This is a genomic window from Micromonospora sp. BQ11 (genome assembly GCF_052068135.1).
Taxonomy (GTDB): Bacteria; Actinomycetota; Actinomycetes; order Mycobacteriales; family Micromonosporaceae; genus Micromonospora.
In genome coordinates this window covers 1-14,332 of the sequence record NZ_JBQHDB010000023.1, presented here as the reverse complement: position 1 = coordinate 14,332, position 14,332 = coordinate 1, and the positions used below count along the sequence as shown (strand labels likewise).

Sequence of the window (14,332 nt, the reverse complement as noted above, 5' to 3'; positions counted from 1 at the left end):
CCCTCGGCGTCGGCGACCTCGCCACCGCCGTACCCGCCCTACGCGCCCTCCGCACCGCCCACCCCGACCAGCAACTCGCGCTCATCGCACCCGCCTGGCTCACCCCCCTGGTCAACCTCATCGGGGGCATCGACCGGCTGGTCGACGCCCCCGGCCTGGGGCCCCTCGAATGGACCGGCCCGGCCCCGGACCTCGCCGTCAACCTGCACGGACGCGGACCCCAGTCCCACCGCATGCTCACCACCACCCGACCCCGCCGACTCCTCGCCTTCGCCAACCACGAAGCCGGCCACCACGACGGACCGGCCTGGCGGGCCGACGAGCACGAAGTCGACCGGTGGTGCCGCCTGCTGGCCTGGTACGGCATCCCCGCCGACCGCACCGACCTGGCGCTGCGCCGCCCCGCACCCGGAGACCTGCCCACCGGGGTGACGATCCTGCACCCCGGGGCGAAGGCGCCGCAGCGACGCTGGCCGCCGGAGCGGTTCGCCGCCGTCGCCCGCCACCTCACCACCGCCGGCCACCACATCATGATCACCGGCAACCACAGCGAACGCCCCCTCGCCCACCACATCGCCCACCTCGCCGGCCTGCCCACCCACACCGTCCTCGCCGGCCACACCGACCTCCACCACCTCGCCACCCTCACCGCCCACGCCCGCCTCCTCATCAGCGGCGACACCGGCATCGCCCACCTCGCCACCGCCTACCACACCCCATCGGTCCTCCTCTTCGGCCCCGCCAGCCCCGCACACTGGGGACCACCACCAGACCGACCCCGACACCAGGTGCTGTGGACCGGGCCGTACCGGGGTGCGCACGCGGACGCCGTACCCCATCCGGCGCTGGCGGCGCTCGACGTGCCGGACGTGCTCGCGGCGGTCGACCGGGTCGACCGGGCCGCCCGCGCGGCGGACGCGGTTCCCGGACCGCGTGACCAGTGGACACGCGACGTGTCCCCGGTCGGGTGACGGCGGTCACCCGGCGGTTACCCGCCGGTAGGTAGGCGCACTAGCCTGGAGCGGTGATCGCGACGGTGGAGTACCGGCAGGAGTTCGTCGAGGTGGACGGCGCCCGGATCGGCCTTCAGGTGTACCCGGAGCCGGACGGCGTGACCGATGCCCCGCTGGTGCTGATCGTGCCGGCGATGGGGGTTCGGGCCCGCTACTACCGTCCGTTCGCCGCCGCGCTGCGCGACGCCGGCCTGACGGTGGCGGTGGCCGACCTGCGCGGCACCGGCGAGAGCACGCCCACCCCGAGTCGCGCGTGCCGGTACGGCTACGCCGAACTGGTCGCCGACATCGGCGCGGTGCTCGCCGCCCTGAAGCCGCTGCGGGACGGGCGCCGAACCGTGCTGCTCGGACACTCCCTGGGCGGACAGGCGGCCGTGCTGCACCTCGCCCTGCACGAGGGCCACGACGTGGACGGCCTGGCCCTGATCGCCGTCGGTCTGCCCTGGTGGCGCCGCTACCCCGGCCTGCGCCGGTACGGCGTCCTGCCGTACACCCAGGGGATCGCGACGGTCGCGCGCCTGCTCGGGGTGTGGCCCGGCTGGGGCTTCGGTGGCCGCCAGGCGCGCGGCGTGATCCGGGACTGGGCGCACACCGCGCGGACCGGCCGCTTCCCGCACCTCGACGGGGTGGACAGCGAGGCCGCCGTACGCCGCATCGGCACGCCGGTCCTCGCGGTCAGCCTGGACCACGACCAGTACACGCCCCACGAGACGCTCGACCACCTCTGCGGGAAGCTGGTCGCGGCACCCGTCGCGCGCGAGCGCTACACCACGGCCGAGGCGGGCGCCCCCATGGACCACTTCACCTGGGTACGCGCCAGCGCGCCGCTGGCCCGGCGAGTGGCCCGCTTCGCGACCGAGGTGTAAGGAAGGGCCCCCTCTTAACGCCTCCGGTAGAGCAGGGGTCCCCGCTTAACACCCACGGACGCCACGCCGTACGGCGGGCCGTACCACGCGGCGCCCGTGCCGCTGCGGAAGAGCCCCTACTCGTCGGTCTCGACCGGCACCATCTCGCCGTCCCGCTCCACCCGGGTCTCCCCGTGCTCGGCCGGTGGCGGTACCTGCGCCGTCGTCTTCCGCGGGTCATTGTCGGGGTGCATGAGCACCGCGTCGGTCGAGGCGGTCTTCTCCCGGCTCTCCTCCGGTTGGGACATCCTCTTCCCCTTCCCTCGGCTGGTTTCGGCTTGGGGACGTACCCCGTACCGCCCGAAGGACTCCCCCGCCCACCGACGTGGCCTCCCGACCCGGTCGGACGCGACGGGCCATCGGTGGTGACCGCCACCCGGCCGGTCCTGACCGGACGCGTCGTATCGGGTGGTGAGAGACGGGATTAGTCGGTCGGGCGGTGGGTAAGCCGCACCGCCCGACACGGTGGAAGGGGATCAGATGTCCGAACGGCACACCGCACTGCGCTCGATGCACGATCTGGGCTTGGCGGCCTGGTTCGGGGGCTCTCTCATGGGAGCTTTCGGCGTCAACGGCGCGGCGGCACAAATCAAAGACTCGACTCAACGGCTTCCGGTGGCCTCGGCAGGCTGGGCCCGGTGGACTCCGGTCAACGCGGCGGCCATCGGTACGCACCTGGCGGGGGCCGTCGGCGAGCTGGTCGCCGAGAGCCCTCGGGTGGCCTCGCAGGCCGGCGTGGCCCGGGCCAGCTCGCTCAAGACCGCACTGACGGTCGGAGCGCTGGCGGTGACGGGGTACAGCAGACTGCTCGGCATGCGGCTGGAGAAGGCCGGCAACCCGCCGGTCGATGGCACGACCGAGCCGAACCATCAGACACCGTCGAACGTCGCCTCGACCCAGCGGCAGATGAAGCTCCTCCAGTGGGCGGTGCCGGCGATGACCGGTGCGCTGATCGTGATGACCGCGTACATGGGCGAGCAGCAGAAGCCGGGTCAGGTGTTCCGGGGAATGCTCGGTCGGGCCGGCTCGATGGGCTCGGCCAGGGGGATGCGGAAGATGGGGACGATCGGGAAGCTGACCACGATGGCCGGCATGGCCAGCGGCCGGAAGAAGGCGAAGTCCCGCGGCTGACGCGGGACCGGCATCCCGGGCGGCGCCCCGTCGACTCCTCGGCGACGGGACGCCGCCCGGCGCCCGTGTCCGGCCGGGTCGGCAACGGCGCCGGACGGCCGCGGTCCGGCCGGGTCGACGACGGGCGCCGGATCGCCGCCGGGCGGTCCGGACCGTCGGGCGTGGCAGGCATGACGGGCCACGGGACGGGCAATCGGCGGCGGTACGGGCGGACCGACCAGCGAGGTGGCCATGACGGCGAACAGTGGACGCGGCGGCGGGGACGGGCGTGAACCGGAGGCCAACAACCCGTGGATCACGCGGGACGGCTTCGACGCGGACCCGCCCTGGGGCACCGGTGCGCACGACCCGATGGACGAGGGCAGCGAGGAGACCGCCGTGCCGGAGGGGCGACGCGGTGACCGCCGCGCCGGGGAGCCGGGCGAACCGACCGGCCGCGCGGGCCGCCACGGCTTCGGCCCGGTGGAGCCCACGCGTACGCCGGTGGGGGGGCCGGGCGCGCCGCCGGATCCGGCGCCGTCGCGGCGGTCGTTCCCGGACGACGCCGACATCGGAGAGCGGTCCGAGGACGCACTGCGGACCCGGGGCCGGCGCTCCTGACGACGGCGGCCGGACCGCGTCCCGTCGGGCCGGCGACGTGCTGATCGACGTGGACGGGTCGGCCTGATCCGCCGTCCGAGCTGACACCGTGACCGTCCGGGCCGTGCCCGGGCGGTCGCGGCGTGTCCGGATCCCCCACGCGCCGGCCGGGAAGGCAGGCCGGCGGTGGCCGCCCCGGCGACCAGCCGGCTGGCGGTGGAAGGGTCCACGTCCAGGTCCGCCGCGACCGTGCCGACGGTGACCTCGGCGCCGGTGGAGACACCTCGGCCGACATCTCGACGACGAGCACGTATCGGAAGGTGGAGAGCGATGGAACAGCAGGTTCTGGTCGTCGGCGCGAGCGGCGCCCAGGGCGGGCCGGTCGCACGACGTCTCGCCGCGGCCGGCCACCGGGTGCTCGGCCTGACCCGCGGCGGGCACGCCGAGGCCCTGTCCGCAGTCGGGGTCACCCCGGTCCGCGCCGATCTCGCCGACCCCGCGTCGCTGGCGACGGTGGTCCGGGAGACCGGGGTACGGGCCGCGTTCCTGCACGCGCCGATGAGCCTCGGCCCGGACGGTCCGCGGCCGGCCCTGGAGGCGCTGCTCGACGCCGGGATCGAGCGACTGGTCTTCAACACCGGCATGGCGCTGCCGCCGGCACCGGTCGGCAACCCCAGGCTGGACGGTCAGATCGCCACTGTGAACTGGCTGCTCGGCTCCGGCCGGGCCACCGTGCTGGTGCCCACCGGCTACCTGGAGAACTTCTCCGCACCCTGGTCGGCGCCCCGGGTCGCGGCCGGCGAACTGCTGTACCCGCGCCCCGCCGACGACCTCGTCGCCTGGGTGACCAACGAGGACGTCGCCACCGCCACCGAGGCGGTGCTGCGTACGCCCGCGGCGATCGGCCGCCGGCTGCCGCTGGCCGGCCCGCAGGCGCTCACCTTCACGGACGTGGCGGCCGGGCTGGCCGAGGCCCTGGGCCGTCCCGTCGCCTTCCGCCAGATCACCGGCGGCGAGTACGGACAGCTCGTCGGTACGGTGCTCGGCCCTCAGGTCGGCGCGCTGATCGGCATGGCGTACGACTCCATGCCGCCCGGTCGCAACCCCCTGATGACCCCGGACACCACGGAGACCCGTGAGCTGCTCGGCATCGAGTTCACCTCGCTGGTCGACTGGGCCCGTAGGCAGGAGTGGCCGACCGCCTGACGTCGGCGCGGCCCGCGGCCGGGGAGCGGGTCGCCCTCCGGCCGCGCGCCGCTCAGGCCTCCGCGCCGCCGGGGGCAGACGAGGGGACCGACGGCGGGTCCGTCACCGGGCGGCCGGTGTCGTCCACCAGGCCCGGCGCCATGCTGCCGCCGTGCGCCTCCTGCGCCTGCCGGGTGTGCTGCGCCGCCTCGTCCTGCGGCACTCCCGGCGCGTCGTCGCCCGGCCACCGCTGCTCCTGCTCACCCATCCGTACCGTCCCTCCGTCGTCCTCGATCCAGGCGGTACCCGGGCGACCCGCCGGAAAACCCGGCCGGACCACCTTCCAGTTCGTCGCCTGCTCGGGCACCACCACCGGCTGATCCTGCTCCGAGCCGACGGTCCGGCGCCGGCGCCTCGCCGAGGCCGGGGCCGGACCGTCTCATGGCGGCACGGGGGATGGCGACCGAGAGTACGCGCGTCGTAACGTATCGACGCATGTACCTTCATCGTCATCGGGAGGGCTCGTGGCCAACGGAAGTCGACGACGACAGCTCCGCAGGCTCGCTGCACTGGGAGTGACCGCACTCCTGGTCACCACGCTTCAGACAATCCCGTCGGCTCAGGCCGGCACGACGCCCCTCCGGGAGCGACCGACCGTCACTCCGGCCGCGGGCTTCGACATCTCGACGCCGCTGCGGGACCTGGCGGCCGCCGCGGACCGCTCCCGCCGCCCCACGCCGCCCGGCTCCAAGACGGAGGTACGCCCCGAGCGGGAGCGCGCCGAGGCCGCCACGACCGCGGACTCCCCCGACGGGGCGCTGCAGACCAGGACGTACCCCCCGGTCGTCCCCGGCACCCAGGCCAACTTCGAGGGTCTGAGCAACCAGGACAACTTCGACGTACTCGGTCTGCGGGTCAACCCACCGGATCCGGTCGGCGACGTCGGCCCGAACCACTACGTGGAGATGATCAACCTCGTCTTCGGTGTCTACTCGAAGACCGGGAAACTGCTGCTCGGCCCGGTCGACACCGGCACCCTGTGGGCCGGTTTCGAGGTCGACGAGTGCACCGAGCCCTCCGGCGACCCGATCGTGATCTACGACCAGTACGCCGACCGGTGGATCCTCACCCAGTTCACCACCCGGGGCGTCAACTACCCCGACGAGCCGCTCAACCTCTTCTACAACTGTGTCGCCATCTCCACGACGGGGGACCCCACGGGTTCCTACTACCGGTACGCGTTCAGCAGCGGCTACAACTTCCCCGACTATCCGAAGTACGGCATCTGGGACGACACGTACCTCATCACCACCCGGGAGTTCGGCACGCCGGACCCGTCGATCTACGGCATCGGCGTCTACGGTCTCGAACGCGAGAAGATGATCGCCGGGGACCCCACGGCGCGCTCGGTCAGCTACCTGTTGCAGGACGGACGCGTCCCGCTCAACCTCATCGGGGACGGCCTGCTACCCGCCGACAGCGACGGGCGTAAGCAGCCGAAGCGGAACTCCGCCGCACCACTGGTCGGATCCCAGGACGACGACGGCCCGTATGGGGCAACCTTCGACGCGCTGAACGTCTGGGAGTTCGACGTGGCCTGGGGCGAGACCCCGGCGGCCTCCATCGGGCTGAAGACGCAACTGCGGGTGAAGGAGTTCGACTCGGCCTTCCCGTGCGCCCCGACGCCGCGGGACTGCCTCCCGCAGCCCGGCGTGACCGACCGCAACCAGTTCCTCGACGTGCTCTCGTACCGCCAGCGGCCCACGTGGCGGCTGGCCCACCGCACCTTCGCCGGCTACGAGGCGATGGTGACGAACCAGTCGGTGGAGGCGCGGCCCGGAGTGGCCGGGCTGCGGTGGTGGGAGATCCGTCGAGCCGGCGGGAAGTACACCCTGCATCAGGAGGGCACCTTCGCACCGAACGACGGCGTGCAACGGTGGATGGGCAGCATCGCCATGGACCGTAAGGGCAACGCGGCCCTCGGCTACAGCGTGGTCAACGGCACCGACCTCTACCCGGGCATCCGTTACACCGCGCGACTCGCCGGCGACCGCCGAGGTCACATGACTCTCGGCGAGGCGACCATCGTCAATGGCTCCGGGGTGCAGACCAACCCGAACTCGCGCTGGGGCGACTACACCTCCATGAACGTGGACCCGATCGACGACTGCACCTTCTGGTACGTCAACGAGTACTACACCGCCGCCGGCCAGGCGTCGGCCTCGAATGGCTGGCAGACCCGGATCGCGAGCTTCCGACTGCCGGGCTGCTGACGGCGTCGCCACCCCTCCACACGGGCCGGCCGGGGAGCATCCCCGGCCGGCCCGTTCCGTGTCAGCCGAGAGGTCGTCGGGGCGGCCGGCGGCGAGAGCGACCGCGTCGGCGGCGAAAGGCTCCAGCAACTCGGCGAAGATCGCGCGGTCGGTCCGCGAGCGGGACTGGCCGACCTCTTGACGTCGGCGCGGCGGCGGCCTGGGAGCGGGGCGCCCTCCGGCCGCCGCCGCACCGCTCAGGCCTCCGTGCCGCCCGGGGCGGACGACGGGACCGGCGGCGCACCCGGCCGGTCAGGAGGCGGCGCCCGCGCCCGCGTACGGCCCGGCGGGGACGACACCGAGCAGCGCGGCCATGCTCGCGGCGTCGCGCTGGGCCTGGTCGCCGCAGCAGTTGTTGAACAGCACGTGCAGCTCGTCGCTCTGCCCGGCCAGGTCGGTCAGCAGGTCCGCCCAGCGGCGCAGCTCCTCCTCCCCGTACGCGTAGCGGAACTTCTCCTGCTTGTCGCCGGTCTCCCAGCCCGTGCTGTGGCCGTGGAAGCGGACCACCGCCAGGTCGGCGGTGGGCACCAGGATCGGCGGCACCGACGACGGATGTCCCTGCGGCATGTCCACGCCCACGTGGGACAGGTCGTGCTCGCGCAGGAAGGCCAGCGTGTCCAGCGCCGCCGGACCGTCGAACCAGGACCCGTGCCGCAGCTCCACGGCGACCCGCCAGGGCCGGCAGCGCGCGGCCAGGTCCACGATGCGCCGCCGGGCCGCGTCGCCGCGGGCCAGCCACGGCGGGAACTGCAGGAGGACCGCGCCGAGTCGGTCGGCCGCCGCGAGCGGCTGCAGCGCCGCCCGGAAACGGGCCCACAACTCGTCGTACGCGCCGGCCGGCAGGTCGCGCCACCGGATCCGCTCCGGACCGCCGGCCGGACGCAGGTCACGCGGCAGGGCCGCGACCGGGGTCGGGTGGCCGGTGAAGAGGCGGAACGCCTTGACGTCGAAGGTGAAGCCCTCCGGTGTGGCCTCCGCCCAGCCCTGTGTGGTCTCCGGCACCGGCACCGCGTAGTACGAGGTGTCCACCTCGACCAGTGGGAAGTGTCGCGCGTACCAGTCGAGCCGCCCGGCCGGCGTGGCCGCCGAGCGCGGGTACCACCCGGCGCGCAGCAGCATCGCGTCGGCCCAGGAGGACGTGCCCACCTTAATCACACCCATGTCATTCAGTGGACCGCCGAATCGGACATTCGGCAACCGGTGGGGACGTTCGGTGGCGCGTGGAGCCCGATTCCGTCGGTGGGCCCACCTATCCTGAGCCGGTCGGTGACGTCCTGCGAAAGGTGCCTTCCATGACCACGTCCGAGCAGCTCACCACCGGTGAGCGCGCCGAGCTCGTGCAGACGCTGCGCCGGCACCGCGGGTTCCTCCGGCAGACGACCGACGGACTCACCGACGAGCAGGCCGCGACCCGCAGCACGGTCAGCGAGCTGTGCCTCGGCGGCCTGGTCAAGCACGTGACGACCGTCGAGCAGCGCTGGATGCGGTTCGCCGTCGACGGCGCCGAGGGGATGGACGCCGAGCCGATCGACTGGGTCGGCCAGTTCCGCATGGCCGAGGGCGAGACCCTGGCCGGCCTGCTCGCCGAGTTCGACCGGGTGGCCGCGGAGACCGATGCCCTGCTCACCACGCTCGACCTCGACTCGGCGCACCGGCTGCCCGACCGTCCGTGGTTCGAGCCGGGAGCGAGCTGGACGGTCCGCCGGGTGGTGCTGCACCTGATCGCCGAGACGGCGCAGCACGCCGGCCACGCCGACATCATCCGGGAGTCGATCGACGGGGCGAAGACGATGGGCTGAGCCCCCGGCCGGCCCGGCGCGGGTCCCGGCGCCCGGTTGTCCCGCGTCACACCGCATCTCGTGTGACGTCCCACCGTCCGGTGGCGCTGATCGACACGAGATGAACGCACACCGCATGGACCAGGACACCGTCGAGCGACTCCTCGGTGGTCTGGTCGACGACGCCCCGCACGGCCCGCGCTCGCTCGTCGTGCTGCTGTCGGCGGTCCGTGCCGCTCCACAGGCCGACGAGCTGGCCGGGGAGGCGGCCGCGCTCGACGCGTACCGGAGCGCACGCTCGGGCGCCCCGCTCGACGGCCCGCGCGCGGCCCGGCGTTGGGTCGGACGCACCACCGTTCGCGCCGCCGTGGCGGGCGCCCTGGTCGCCGCCACCGGTGGAGTGGCCTTCGCCGCCGCCGGCGGCGCGCTGCCGAACCCGCTGCGCCGGCCGGCGCCGGCGGTGACACCGTCCTCCACCGCCCCGCAGGCCACCGCCCCGGGCGCCACCGCCGGGCCCGGCGCTCCGGGCCGGGGTGGCACCACGTCGCCCGGCACGGACGGGGCTCCGAGCCCGTCCGCCTCGGTGGTGGGGCTCTGCAGGGCGTACCGGGCGGACGCCGGGAACAACCCCGGTCGGACGCTGGACAACCCGGTCTTCGGAGATCTGGTCGACGCGGCGGGCGGCCGCGACCAGGTGCCGGGCTACTGCGACCGGGTGCTGGCCGGCTCTCCGGGTACGACCGACGACACACCCACGGCACGCCCCGGCAACCGGCCCACGGTCCGTCCGACCACCCCGGAGACGCAGCAGCCCGCGACGCCGACCAGGAAGCCGTCGCCTCCGACCACCGGCCGCCCGACCGCGCGTGACACCGAGCCGGCCGCCCCCGGCACCGCCCCTCGGACACCCGGCAGACCGACCGGTTCGACCGGCGGCTGAGCACGCGGTCTAAACCCTGGGCTGGTGACCGGGGCCGCGATCCGGGGTCGGTGACCCCGGCGGCGGCTGCTGGTAGCTTGCCCCGATGAGTCTGCGGCGTCGACGTGCGGCGGTCGTGTTCCGCCTGGCGGTCGTCATCAGCGTGCTGGCCGGGATCGTCCTCACCGCGCTCGGGCCGGCCACGGTCACCGGCCTGCTGCCCTACTTCACCATCCAGAGCAACGTCGCCGTGGGTCTCTTCGCCGCGTACGCCGGTTGGCTGGCCTGGCGGGACCGGCCGGAGCCGCCGTCGGCGCTCAAGGGCGCGGTGACCCTCTACATCACCATCACCGGCGTGGTCTACCACCTGGTGCTGGCCAACCCCGCCAGCCCGTTCGCGATGCCGCAGCCGGACCGCGCGCTCGGCGAGGCGCTGGGCAACCAGTTCCTGCACACGGTGGTGCCGCTGCTCGCGGTGGCGGACTGGGCGCTGTTCGACCGGCGGGGGCGGCTGCGCCCGCGGTACGCGGCGTGGTGGCTGGCCTTCCCGCTCGGCTACCTGGGGTTCGCGCTGGTCCGGGGCCTGGTGGTGGACCGCTACCCGTACCCCTTCCTCGACGCGGACCAGTTGGGTTACGACGGCGTCGGGATCAGCGCCGTGTTCTTCGCGGTCGCCTTCTGGCTGCTCGGACTCGTCTTCGTCGGTGTCGACCGGGGCCTGGACCGGGTAAGCCGGGGTCCGGTGCCCGACGAGCCGGGGGCCGTGGAACAGCCCGCCGCCGAGGAGGCGCAGCCGACCCGCACCTGAGGTCGGGGCTCGGCGGCGGCCGACGGTGAGGCCAGGAGGCGGCGGTGGAGGGCAACGGCACGACCACCCGGGTGCTGGCGGCGCTGCTCGCCATGCAGCGGCAGTCCTGGGAGCAGGGGGTGGCCGCGCAGGCGCTGCGCGACCTCGGCAACGACGAGCTGGTGGTGCTGCTGGCCCACGCGGCGGTGACCCGACAGCACGCCGACGGCCGGCTGGGCGATGTCGGCGAGGACGGCGCGGTCAACGGGGCCGCCTGTGGTGAGGCCGTCCGGCACGCCGCTACGGTCACCGGCGACCCGCGCTACGCCGCCGCGCTGGACGCCCAGCTCGACTGGCTGGTCGCCCGCGCCCCCCGGGCCGCCGACGGGACGCTCTTCCACGTGCTCGGCAGTCGGCAGGTCTGGGCCGACACGGTGCACATGGTGGTGCCCCTGCTCGCGCTGACCGGGCACGCCGACCACGCCGCCGTGCAGGTCGCCGGCCACCGCCGCCGCCTGTACGACGAGCGCACCGGGCTGTACGCCGCCCGCTGGGACGAGGACGCCGGGCGGCTCACCCACCCGCAGCCCTGGGCGACCGGCAACGGCTGGGTGGTCACCGGCATCGCCCGCGCCCTCCGGCTCGGCACCGCCTGGCCGGCCGGCTTCCGCGACGAGTTGGCCGGGCACGCCCGCGCCGTGCTCGACGCCGCCCTGGCCCACCGGGGCGACGACGGACTCTTTCCCGACGTGCTGGACGACCCGCGTTCGTTCCGGGAGGCCAACGTCGCCCAGATGCTCGCGTACGCCGCGTTGACCGGGGTGGCCGACGGCTGGCTGCCGCCCTCGTACGCCGAGGTGGGCCGGGAGCTGATCGCGGCGGCGGACCGGCGGGTGGACCGGTACGGCCTGGTCACCGGAGTGAGCGGGTCACCGGACTTCACCGGGGCGGGCACGTCGGCCGAGGCGCAGGCGTTCCACCTGCTCGCGCACGCCGCCCTGCGCCAGGTGGACGCTCCCGTCGGCCGCGACTCCGCGTGACGCTCCCCCACCCCGACAACACCCACCGCCCGCACTTTGCTCTGCACCCTCATACGCGCCAGTTACCTGCCGTGGTCACCCCGCCGAAGGGGGCCGGCGACACCATCCGCATCGACGCAGCTCAGGGTGCTGGCGCGTAGAAGGGTGCAGAGCAAAGTGCGGCAGGGGGTTCATGGCGCCCGGCGAGGGCATCACTGTCCGTGAGTTCGGGACCCGCAGCCCGGTTCGATCACCCAGCGTGAGACCGCGCGTGACGGCGACGCGTACAGAGTTTGTCCGCGTGCCCTGGGCCGCCCAGCGACCACCGCCGCTACCGCACGCCCCTAGAGTGATCATGTGGTCGCGGCGCTGGAACTCTACCTGGACACCGACGCCACCCGACGGATCCGGGTGCTCTGGGACGCACTGGAGTCCGAGGGCGTGCAGAGCATGCGCTCGCTGCTGGAACAGCGCCACCGGCCGCACGTCTCCCTCGCCGTGGCGCCGCGCTTCGATCCGGACCGGGTGGCCGAGGCACTGGCCGGGACGGTGGTGGCACGGCCACTGCGGCTGGAGTTCCCGCACGCCGGGCAGTTCGTCGGCCGGGTGCTGTGGCTCGGCGTCGCCCCGACGGAGGAGTTGCTGGCCCACCACCGGCTCGTCCACGACCGACTGGCGGCGGCCGGTGTCCCCCTGGCCGAGCACTACCGGCCGGGGCGCTGGGTGCCGCACTGCACCCTGTCGATGCGGGTGCCGAACACGCTGATGGCCGCCGCCGTCCGTCGCTGCCTGGAGGTGCTGCCACTGACCGCGACCGTGGTCGGCGCGGCCCTCGCGGACCACGCCCGGGGCATCTCCCGCCCGCTGCCCTGACCCGGAGCGCCGGCCGACGCGCGGTTCCGGGCAGGATGGGCCCATGCGTCTGGTGTCCCTGCTGCCGTCCGCGACAGAGATCGTCTACGCCCTGGGGCTCGGCCCGGAACTGGTCGGGGTGACCTTCGAATGCGAGGTGCCGCCCGCCGACCGGGCCGCGCTGACGGTGGTGGTGGGCGGGCGGGACACCCGGGGAATGAGCCCCGGTGAGATCGACGAGTACGTCCGCACCCGAGCCGCCGCCGGCGAGGACCTCTACACCCTGCACGCCGACGCGCTGGCGGGCCTCGACCCGGAGCTGATCATCACGCAGGACCTGTGCCGGGTGTGCGCCCTGCCCTCCGGTCAGGTCGCCGAGGCCCTCGACCATCTGGGCGCTCGCGCCGACGTGCTGTCGCTGGACCCGTACACCCTGCCGGAGGTCCTCGATACGATCCTGGCGGTCGGCGCGCGAGCCGGCGTGCCGGATCGGGCGGAGGCCCTGGTCGACGCCCTCCGCGCGCGGCTGGCGGCGGTGGCCACGGCGGTCGCCGGCCGTCCCCGGCCCCGGGTCGCCGTGGTGGAGTGGATCGATCCCCCGTTCAGCGCCGGGCACTGGATCCCGGACCTGGTCACAGCCGCCGGCGGAGAGCCGGTGGCGGCGCGGCCGGGCGCCCGCTCGGTGGCGACGACCTACGCCGAGCTGCGGACAGCAGAACCGGACGTCGTGCTGGTCACGCCCTGCGGTTTCCACCTGGACGGTGCGGTCGGACAGGCTCGGGCGGTGGCGGGCGAGTTCCCCGGCACCCCGGTGTGGGCGCTGGACGCGGACGGCCTGATCGTCCGTGCCGGGCCGCGCCTCGTCGACGGGGTGGAGGCGATCGCGGCGGTGCTGCATCCGGACGTGGTGCCGCTCCCGTCATCGAGCGCGGCGGCCCGTGTCGCCTGAGCACTTTCCGTGGTGACTGCCGCCACAATCAGTGACGGGGCGCCTCACGGGTTCTCCGTCGGGTGACTGCGGGCGCTTGAGCGCCCGATCAGCCGGCCGACCGGTCCGGAACTGAGCGCTGACTCAGACCGGTGCCGGATGTGCTGAGCCGCGGCTCAGCTGGCGATCTCGCGCCAGGAGGGGCTGCTGCCACGCCAGGCGCTGGCCAGGATGACGGCCGACGTGCGACTGGGGCACTCCTGCAACTTGGAGCGGCCCTGCGCCCCACCGATCTGCGCCAGGACCTCCCAGCGCTCTCCCGCCCGACGGATGTACACGTCACGGCGCCCGCGGGAGGTCGGGTCCCCGTTCCACCAGTGCTTTTCGACGATCACGTGCCGAACCTATACGACCGGTCCGCCGAACGGTACCGGCACCCGGGTCGTCCCGAGTGGCCCCACCGGCACTTTCGCGTGATCAAGCAAAACTTTTGCTTAATCGTTCGAAAGGCATGGACTCGGGGATCGAATCCGTTTAATGTTTCGATCCATCACCCCGGTATGTCAGGTGGGTCACATCGTCGGCGTCGATCGCCCTCCTGAACCGGTCGATGGCCGACCGCTCCCCCCACCACAGCTCCGTCCCCGCGGTCGACCATCGGTCACTCCTACCCTCCCGAGGAGGAACAATGGGCACACGGCTGCTGCGCCGATTCCGCAGTCCTGTCCTAGGTTCGATCGCACTCTCCCTGGTCGCCGCCGGCCTGTCCGCAACTCCGGCCGCCGCGGCAGTTGACCAGGAACCGGGCGTCACACTGCGCGTCTACGACGTACAGGTCCCGCTCAATGAGATCTGCACGCTCAAGACGGGGCAGACCCCGAACGTCGACAAGCTGATGTCCACGATCAACTGGACCTCGGCGAC

17 protein-coding genes are annotated in these 14,332 nt (G+C 73.7%); 13 read left to right on the top strand and 4 right to left on the bottom strand.

Going from position 1 to position 14,332, the window contains the following annotated elements; all coding sequences use genetic code 11:
* Together ACTMSW_RS30530 and ACTMSW_RS30525 are read left to right on the top strand one after the other, a co-directional pair.
* Positions 1-971: glycosyltransferase family 9 protein (locus ACTMSW_RS30530; RefSeq protein WP_441184258.1), on the top strand; the 971-nt coding region annotated here is incomplete at its 5' end.
* A 56-nt stretch (positions 972-1,027) separates the two neighbouring features.
* Positions 1,028-1,879 carry an alpha/beta hydrolase family protein gene (locus ACTMSW_RS30525; protein ID WP_441184259.1) on the top strand — a complete coding sequence of 284 codons (852 nt, stop codon included), beginning with the start codon at positions 1,028-1,030 and terminating at the stop codon, positions 1,877-1,879.
* A gap of 116 nt (positions 1,880-1,995) precedes the next feature.
* On the opposite strand, the gene ACTMSW_RS30520 is transcribed toward ACTMSW_RS30525, so the two are convergent.
* Complete coding sequence (locus ACTMSW_RS30520) at positions 1,996-2,166, bottom strand: hypothetical protein (protein WP_441184257.1); 171 nt, start codon at positions 2,164-2,166, stop codon at positions 1,996-1,998.
* Between the two features lie 232 nt (positions 2,167-2,398).
* On the opposite strand from ACTMSW_RS30520, the gene ACTMSW_RS30515 reads away from it, so the two are divergent.
* From ACTMSW_RS30515 to ACTMSW_RS30505, 3 genes are all read left to right on the top strand, one after another.
* Complete coding sequence (locus ACTMSW_RS30515; protein ID WP_441184256.1) at positions 2,399-3,049, top strand: hypothetical protein; 651 nt, start codon at positions 2,399-2,401, stop codon at positions 3,047-3,049.
* 231 nt (positions 3,050-3,280) lie between these two features.
* Positions 3,281-3,649, top strand: a complete 369-nt coding sequence (locus ACTMSW_RS30510) for a hypothetical protein (RefSeq protein ID WP_441184255.1) — start codon at positions 3,281-3,283, stop codon at positions 3,647-3,649.
* 309 nt (positions 3,650-3,958) lie between these two features.
* Positions 3,959-4,834: an SDR family oxidoreductase gene (locus tag ACTMSW_RS30505; protein WP_441184254.1), complete on the top strand. Its 876-nt coding sequence runs from the start codon at positions 3,959-3,961 to the stop codon at positions 4,832-4,834.
* 52 nt (positions 4,835-4,886) lie between these two features.
* Here ACTMSW_RS30505 and ACTMSW_RS30500 read toward each other — a convergent pair whose 3' ends face one another.
* Positions 4,887-5,186, bottom strand: a complete 300-nt coding sequence (locus ACTMSW_RS30500; RefSeq protein WP_441184253.1) for a hypothetical protein — start codon at positions 5,184-5,186, stop codon at positions 4,887-4,889.
* 202 nt (positions 5,187-5,388) lie between these two features.
* Between ACTMSW_RS30500 and ACTMSW_RS30495 the strand changes: the two genes are divergently transcribed.
* Complete coding sequence (locus tag ACTMSW_RS30495; RefSeq protein WP_441184252.1) at positions 5,389-7,086, top strand: hypothetical protein; 1,698 nt, start codon at positions 5,389-5,391, stop codon at positions 7,084-7,086.
* A 291-nt stretch (positions 7,087-7,377) separates the two neighbouring features.
* Here ACTMSW_RS30495 and ACTMSW_RS30490 read toward each other — a convergent pair whose 3' ends face one another.
* The gene (locus ACTMSW_RS30490) at positions 7,378-8,286 is read right to left on the bottom strand and encodes a DUF72 domain-containing protein (RefSeq protein WP_441184251.1); all 909 of its coding nucleotides are present in this window, start codon (positions 8,284-8,286) and stop codon (positions 7,378-7,380) included.
* 131 nt (positions 8,287-8,417) lie between these two features.
* Here ACTMSW_RS30490 and ACTMSW_RS30485 point away from each other — a divergent pair, with 131 nt between their 5' ends.
* The 6 genes from ACTMSW_RS30485 to ACTMSW_RS30460 all read left to right on the top strand — a co-directional run bounded on the left by ACTMSW_RS30485 (position 8,418) and on the right by ACTMSW_RS30460 (position 13,429).
* Positions 8,418-8,924 (top strand): DinB family protein, encoded by a 507-nt coding sequence (locus ACTMSW_RS30485; RefSeq protein ID WP_441184250.1) that lies wholly within the window; start codon positions 8,418-8,420, stop codon positions 8,922-8,924.
* Between the two features lie 100 nt (positions 8,925-9,024).
* The gene (locus ACTMSW_RS30480) at positions 9,025-9,843 is read left to right on the top strand and encodes a hypothetical protein (protein WP_441184249.1); all 819 of its coding nucleotides are present in this window, start codon (positions 9,025-9,027) and stop codon (positions 9,841-9,843) included.
* Positions 9,844-9,928: 85 nt separating this feature from the next.
* Positions 9,929-10,630: a Pr6Pr family membrane protein gene (locus ACTMSW_RS30475; RefSeq protein ID WP_441184248.1), complete on the top strand. Its 702-nt coding sequence runs from the start codon at positions 9,929-9,931 to the stop codon at positions 10,628-10,630.
* 44 nt (positions 10,631-10,674) lie between these two features.
* Positions 10,675-11,649: a glycoside hydrolase family 88 protein gene (locus ACTMSW_RS30470; protein ID WP_441184247.1), complete on the top strand. Its 975-nt coding sequence runs from the start codon at positions 10,675-10,677 to the stop codon at positions 11,647-11,649.
* A gap of 336 nt (positions 11,650-11,985) precedes the next feature.
* The gene (locus ACTMSW_RS30465) at positions 11,986-12,501 is read left to right on the top strand and encodes a 2'-5' RNA ligase family protein (RefSeq protein WP_441184246.1); all 516 of its coding nucleotides are present in this window, start codon (positions 11,986-11,988) and stop codon (positions 12,499-12,501) included.
* 43 nt (positions 12,502-12,544) lie between these two features.
* Complete coding sequence (locus ACTMSW_RS30460; protein WP_441184245.1) at positions 12,545-13,429, top strand: ABC transporter substrate-binding protein; 885 nt, start codon at positions 12,545-12,547, stop codon at positions 13,427-13,429.
* 155 nt (positions 13,430-13,584) lie between these two features.
* Here the strand turns inward: ACTMSW_RS30460 and ACTMSW_RS30455 are convergent, their stop codons facing one another.
* Positions 13,585-13,803 carry a hypothetical protein gene (locus ACTMSW_RS30455; RefSeq protein WP_357034793.1) on the bottom strand — a complete coding sequence of 73 codons (219 nt, stop codon included), beginning with the start codon at positions 13,801-13,803 and terminating at the stop codon, positions 13,585-13,587.
* 293 nt (positions 13,804-14,096) lie between these two features.
* On the opposite strand from ACTMSW_RS30455, the gene ACTMSW_RS30450 reads away from it, so the two are divergent.
* The coding region (locus ACTMSW_RS30450) for a hypothetical protein (RefSeq protein WP_441184244.1) at positions 14,097-14,332 on the top strand (236 nt) is incomplete at its 3' end.

What these genes read in the sequence shown, in the direction of transcription:
- ACTMSW_RS30520 (WP_441184257.1), bottom strand. Translation starts at nt 2,166, where the DNA reads ATGTCCCAACCGGAGGAGAGCCGGGAGAAGACCGCCTCGACCGACGCG.
- ACTMSW_RS30515 (WP_441184256.1), top strand. Translation starts at nt 2,399, where the DNA reads ATGTCCGAACGGCACACCGCACTGCGCTCGATGCACGATCTGGGCTTG.
- ACTMSW_RS30510 (WP_441184255.1), top strand. Translation starts at nt 3,281, where the DNA reads ATGACGGCGAACAGTGGACGCGGCGGCGGGGACGGGCGTGAACCGGAG.
- ACTMSW_RS30505 (WP_441184254.1), top strand. Translation starts at nt 3,959, where the DNA reads ATGGAACAGCAGGTTCTGGTCGTCGGCGCGAGCGGCGCCCAGGGCGGG.
- ACTMSW_RS30490 (WP_441184251.1), bottom strand. Translation starts at nt 8,286, where the DNA reads ATGGGTGTGATTAAGGTGGGCACGTCCTCCTGGGCCGACGCGATGCTG.
- ACTMSW_RS30485 (WP_441184250.1), top strand. Translation starts at nt 8,418, where the DNA reads ATGACCACGTCCGAGCAGCTCACCACCGGTGAGCGCGCCGAGCTCGTG.
- ACTMSW_RS30480 (WP_441184249.1), top strand. Translation starts at nt 9,025, where the DNA reads ATGAACGCACACCGCATGGACCAGGACACCGTCGAGCGACTCCTCGGT.
- ACTMSW_RS30475 (WP_441184248.1), top strand. Translation starts at nt 9,929, where the DNA reads ATGAGTCTGCGGCGTCGACGTGCGGCGGTCGTGTTCCGCCTGGCGGTC.
- ACTMSW_RS30460 (WP_441184245.1), top strand. Translation starts at nt 12,545, where the DNA reads ATGCGTCTGGTGTCCCTGCTGCCGTCCGCGACAGAGATCGTCTACGCC.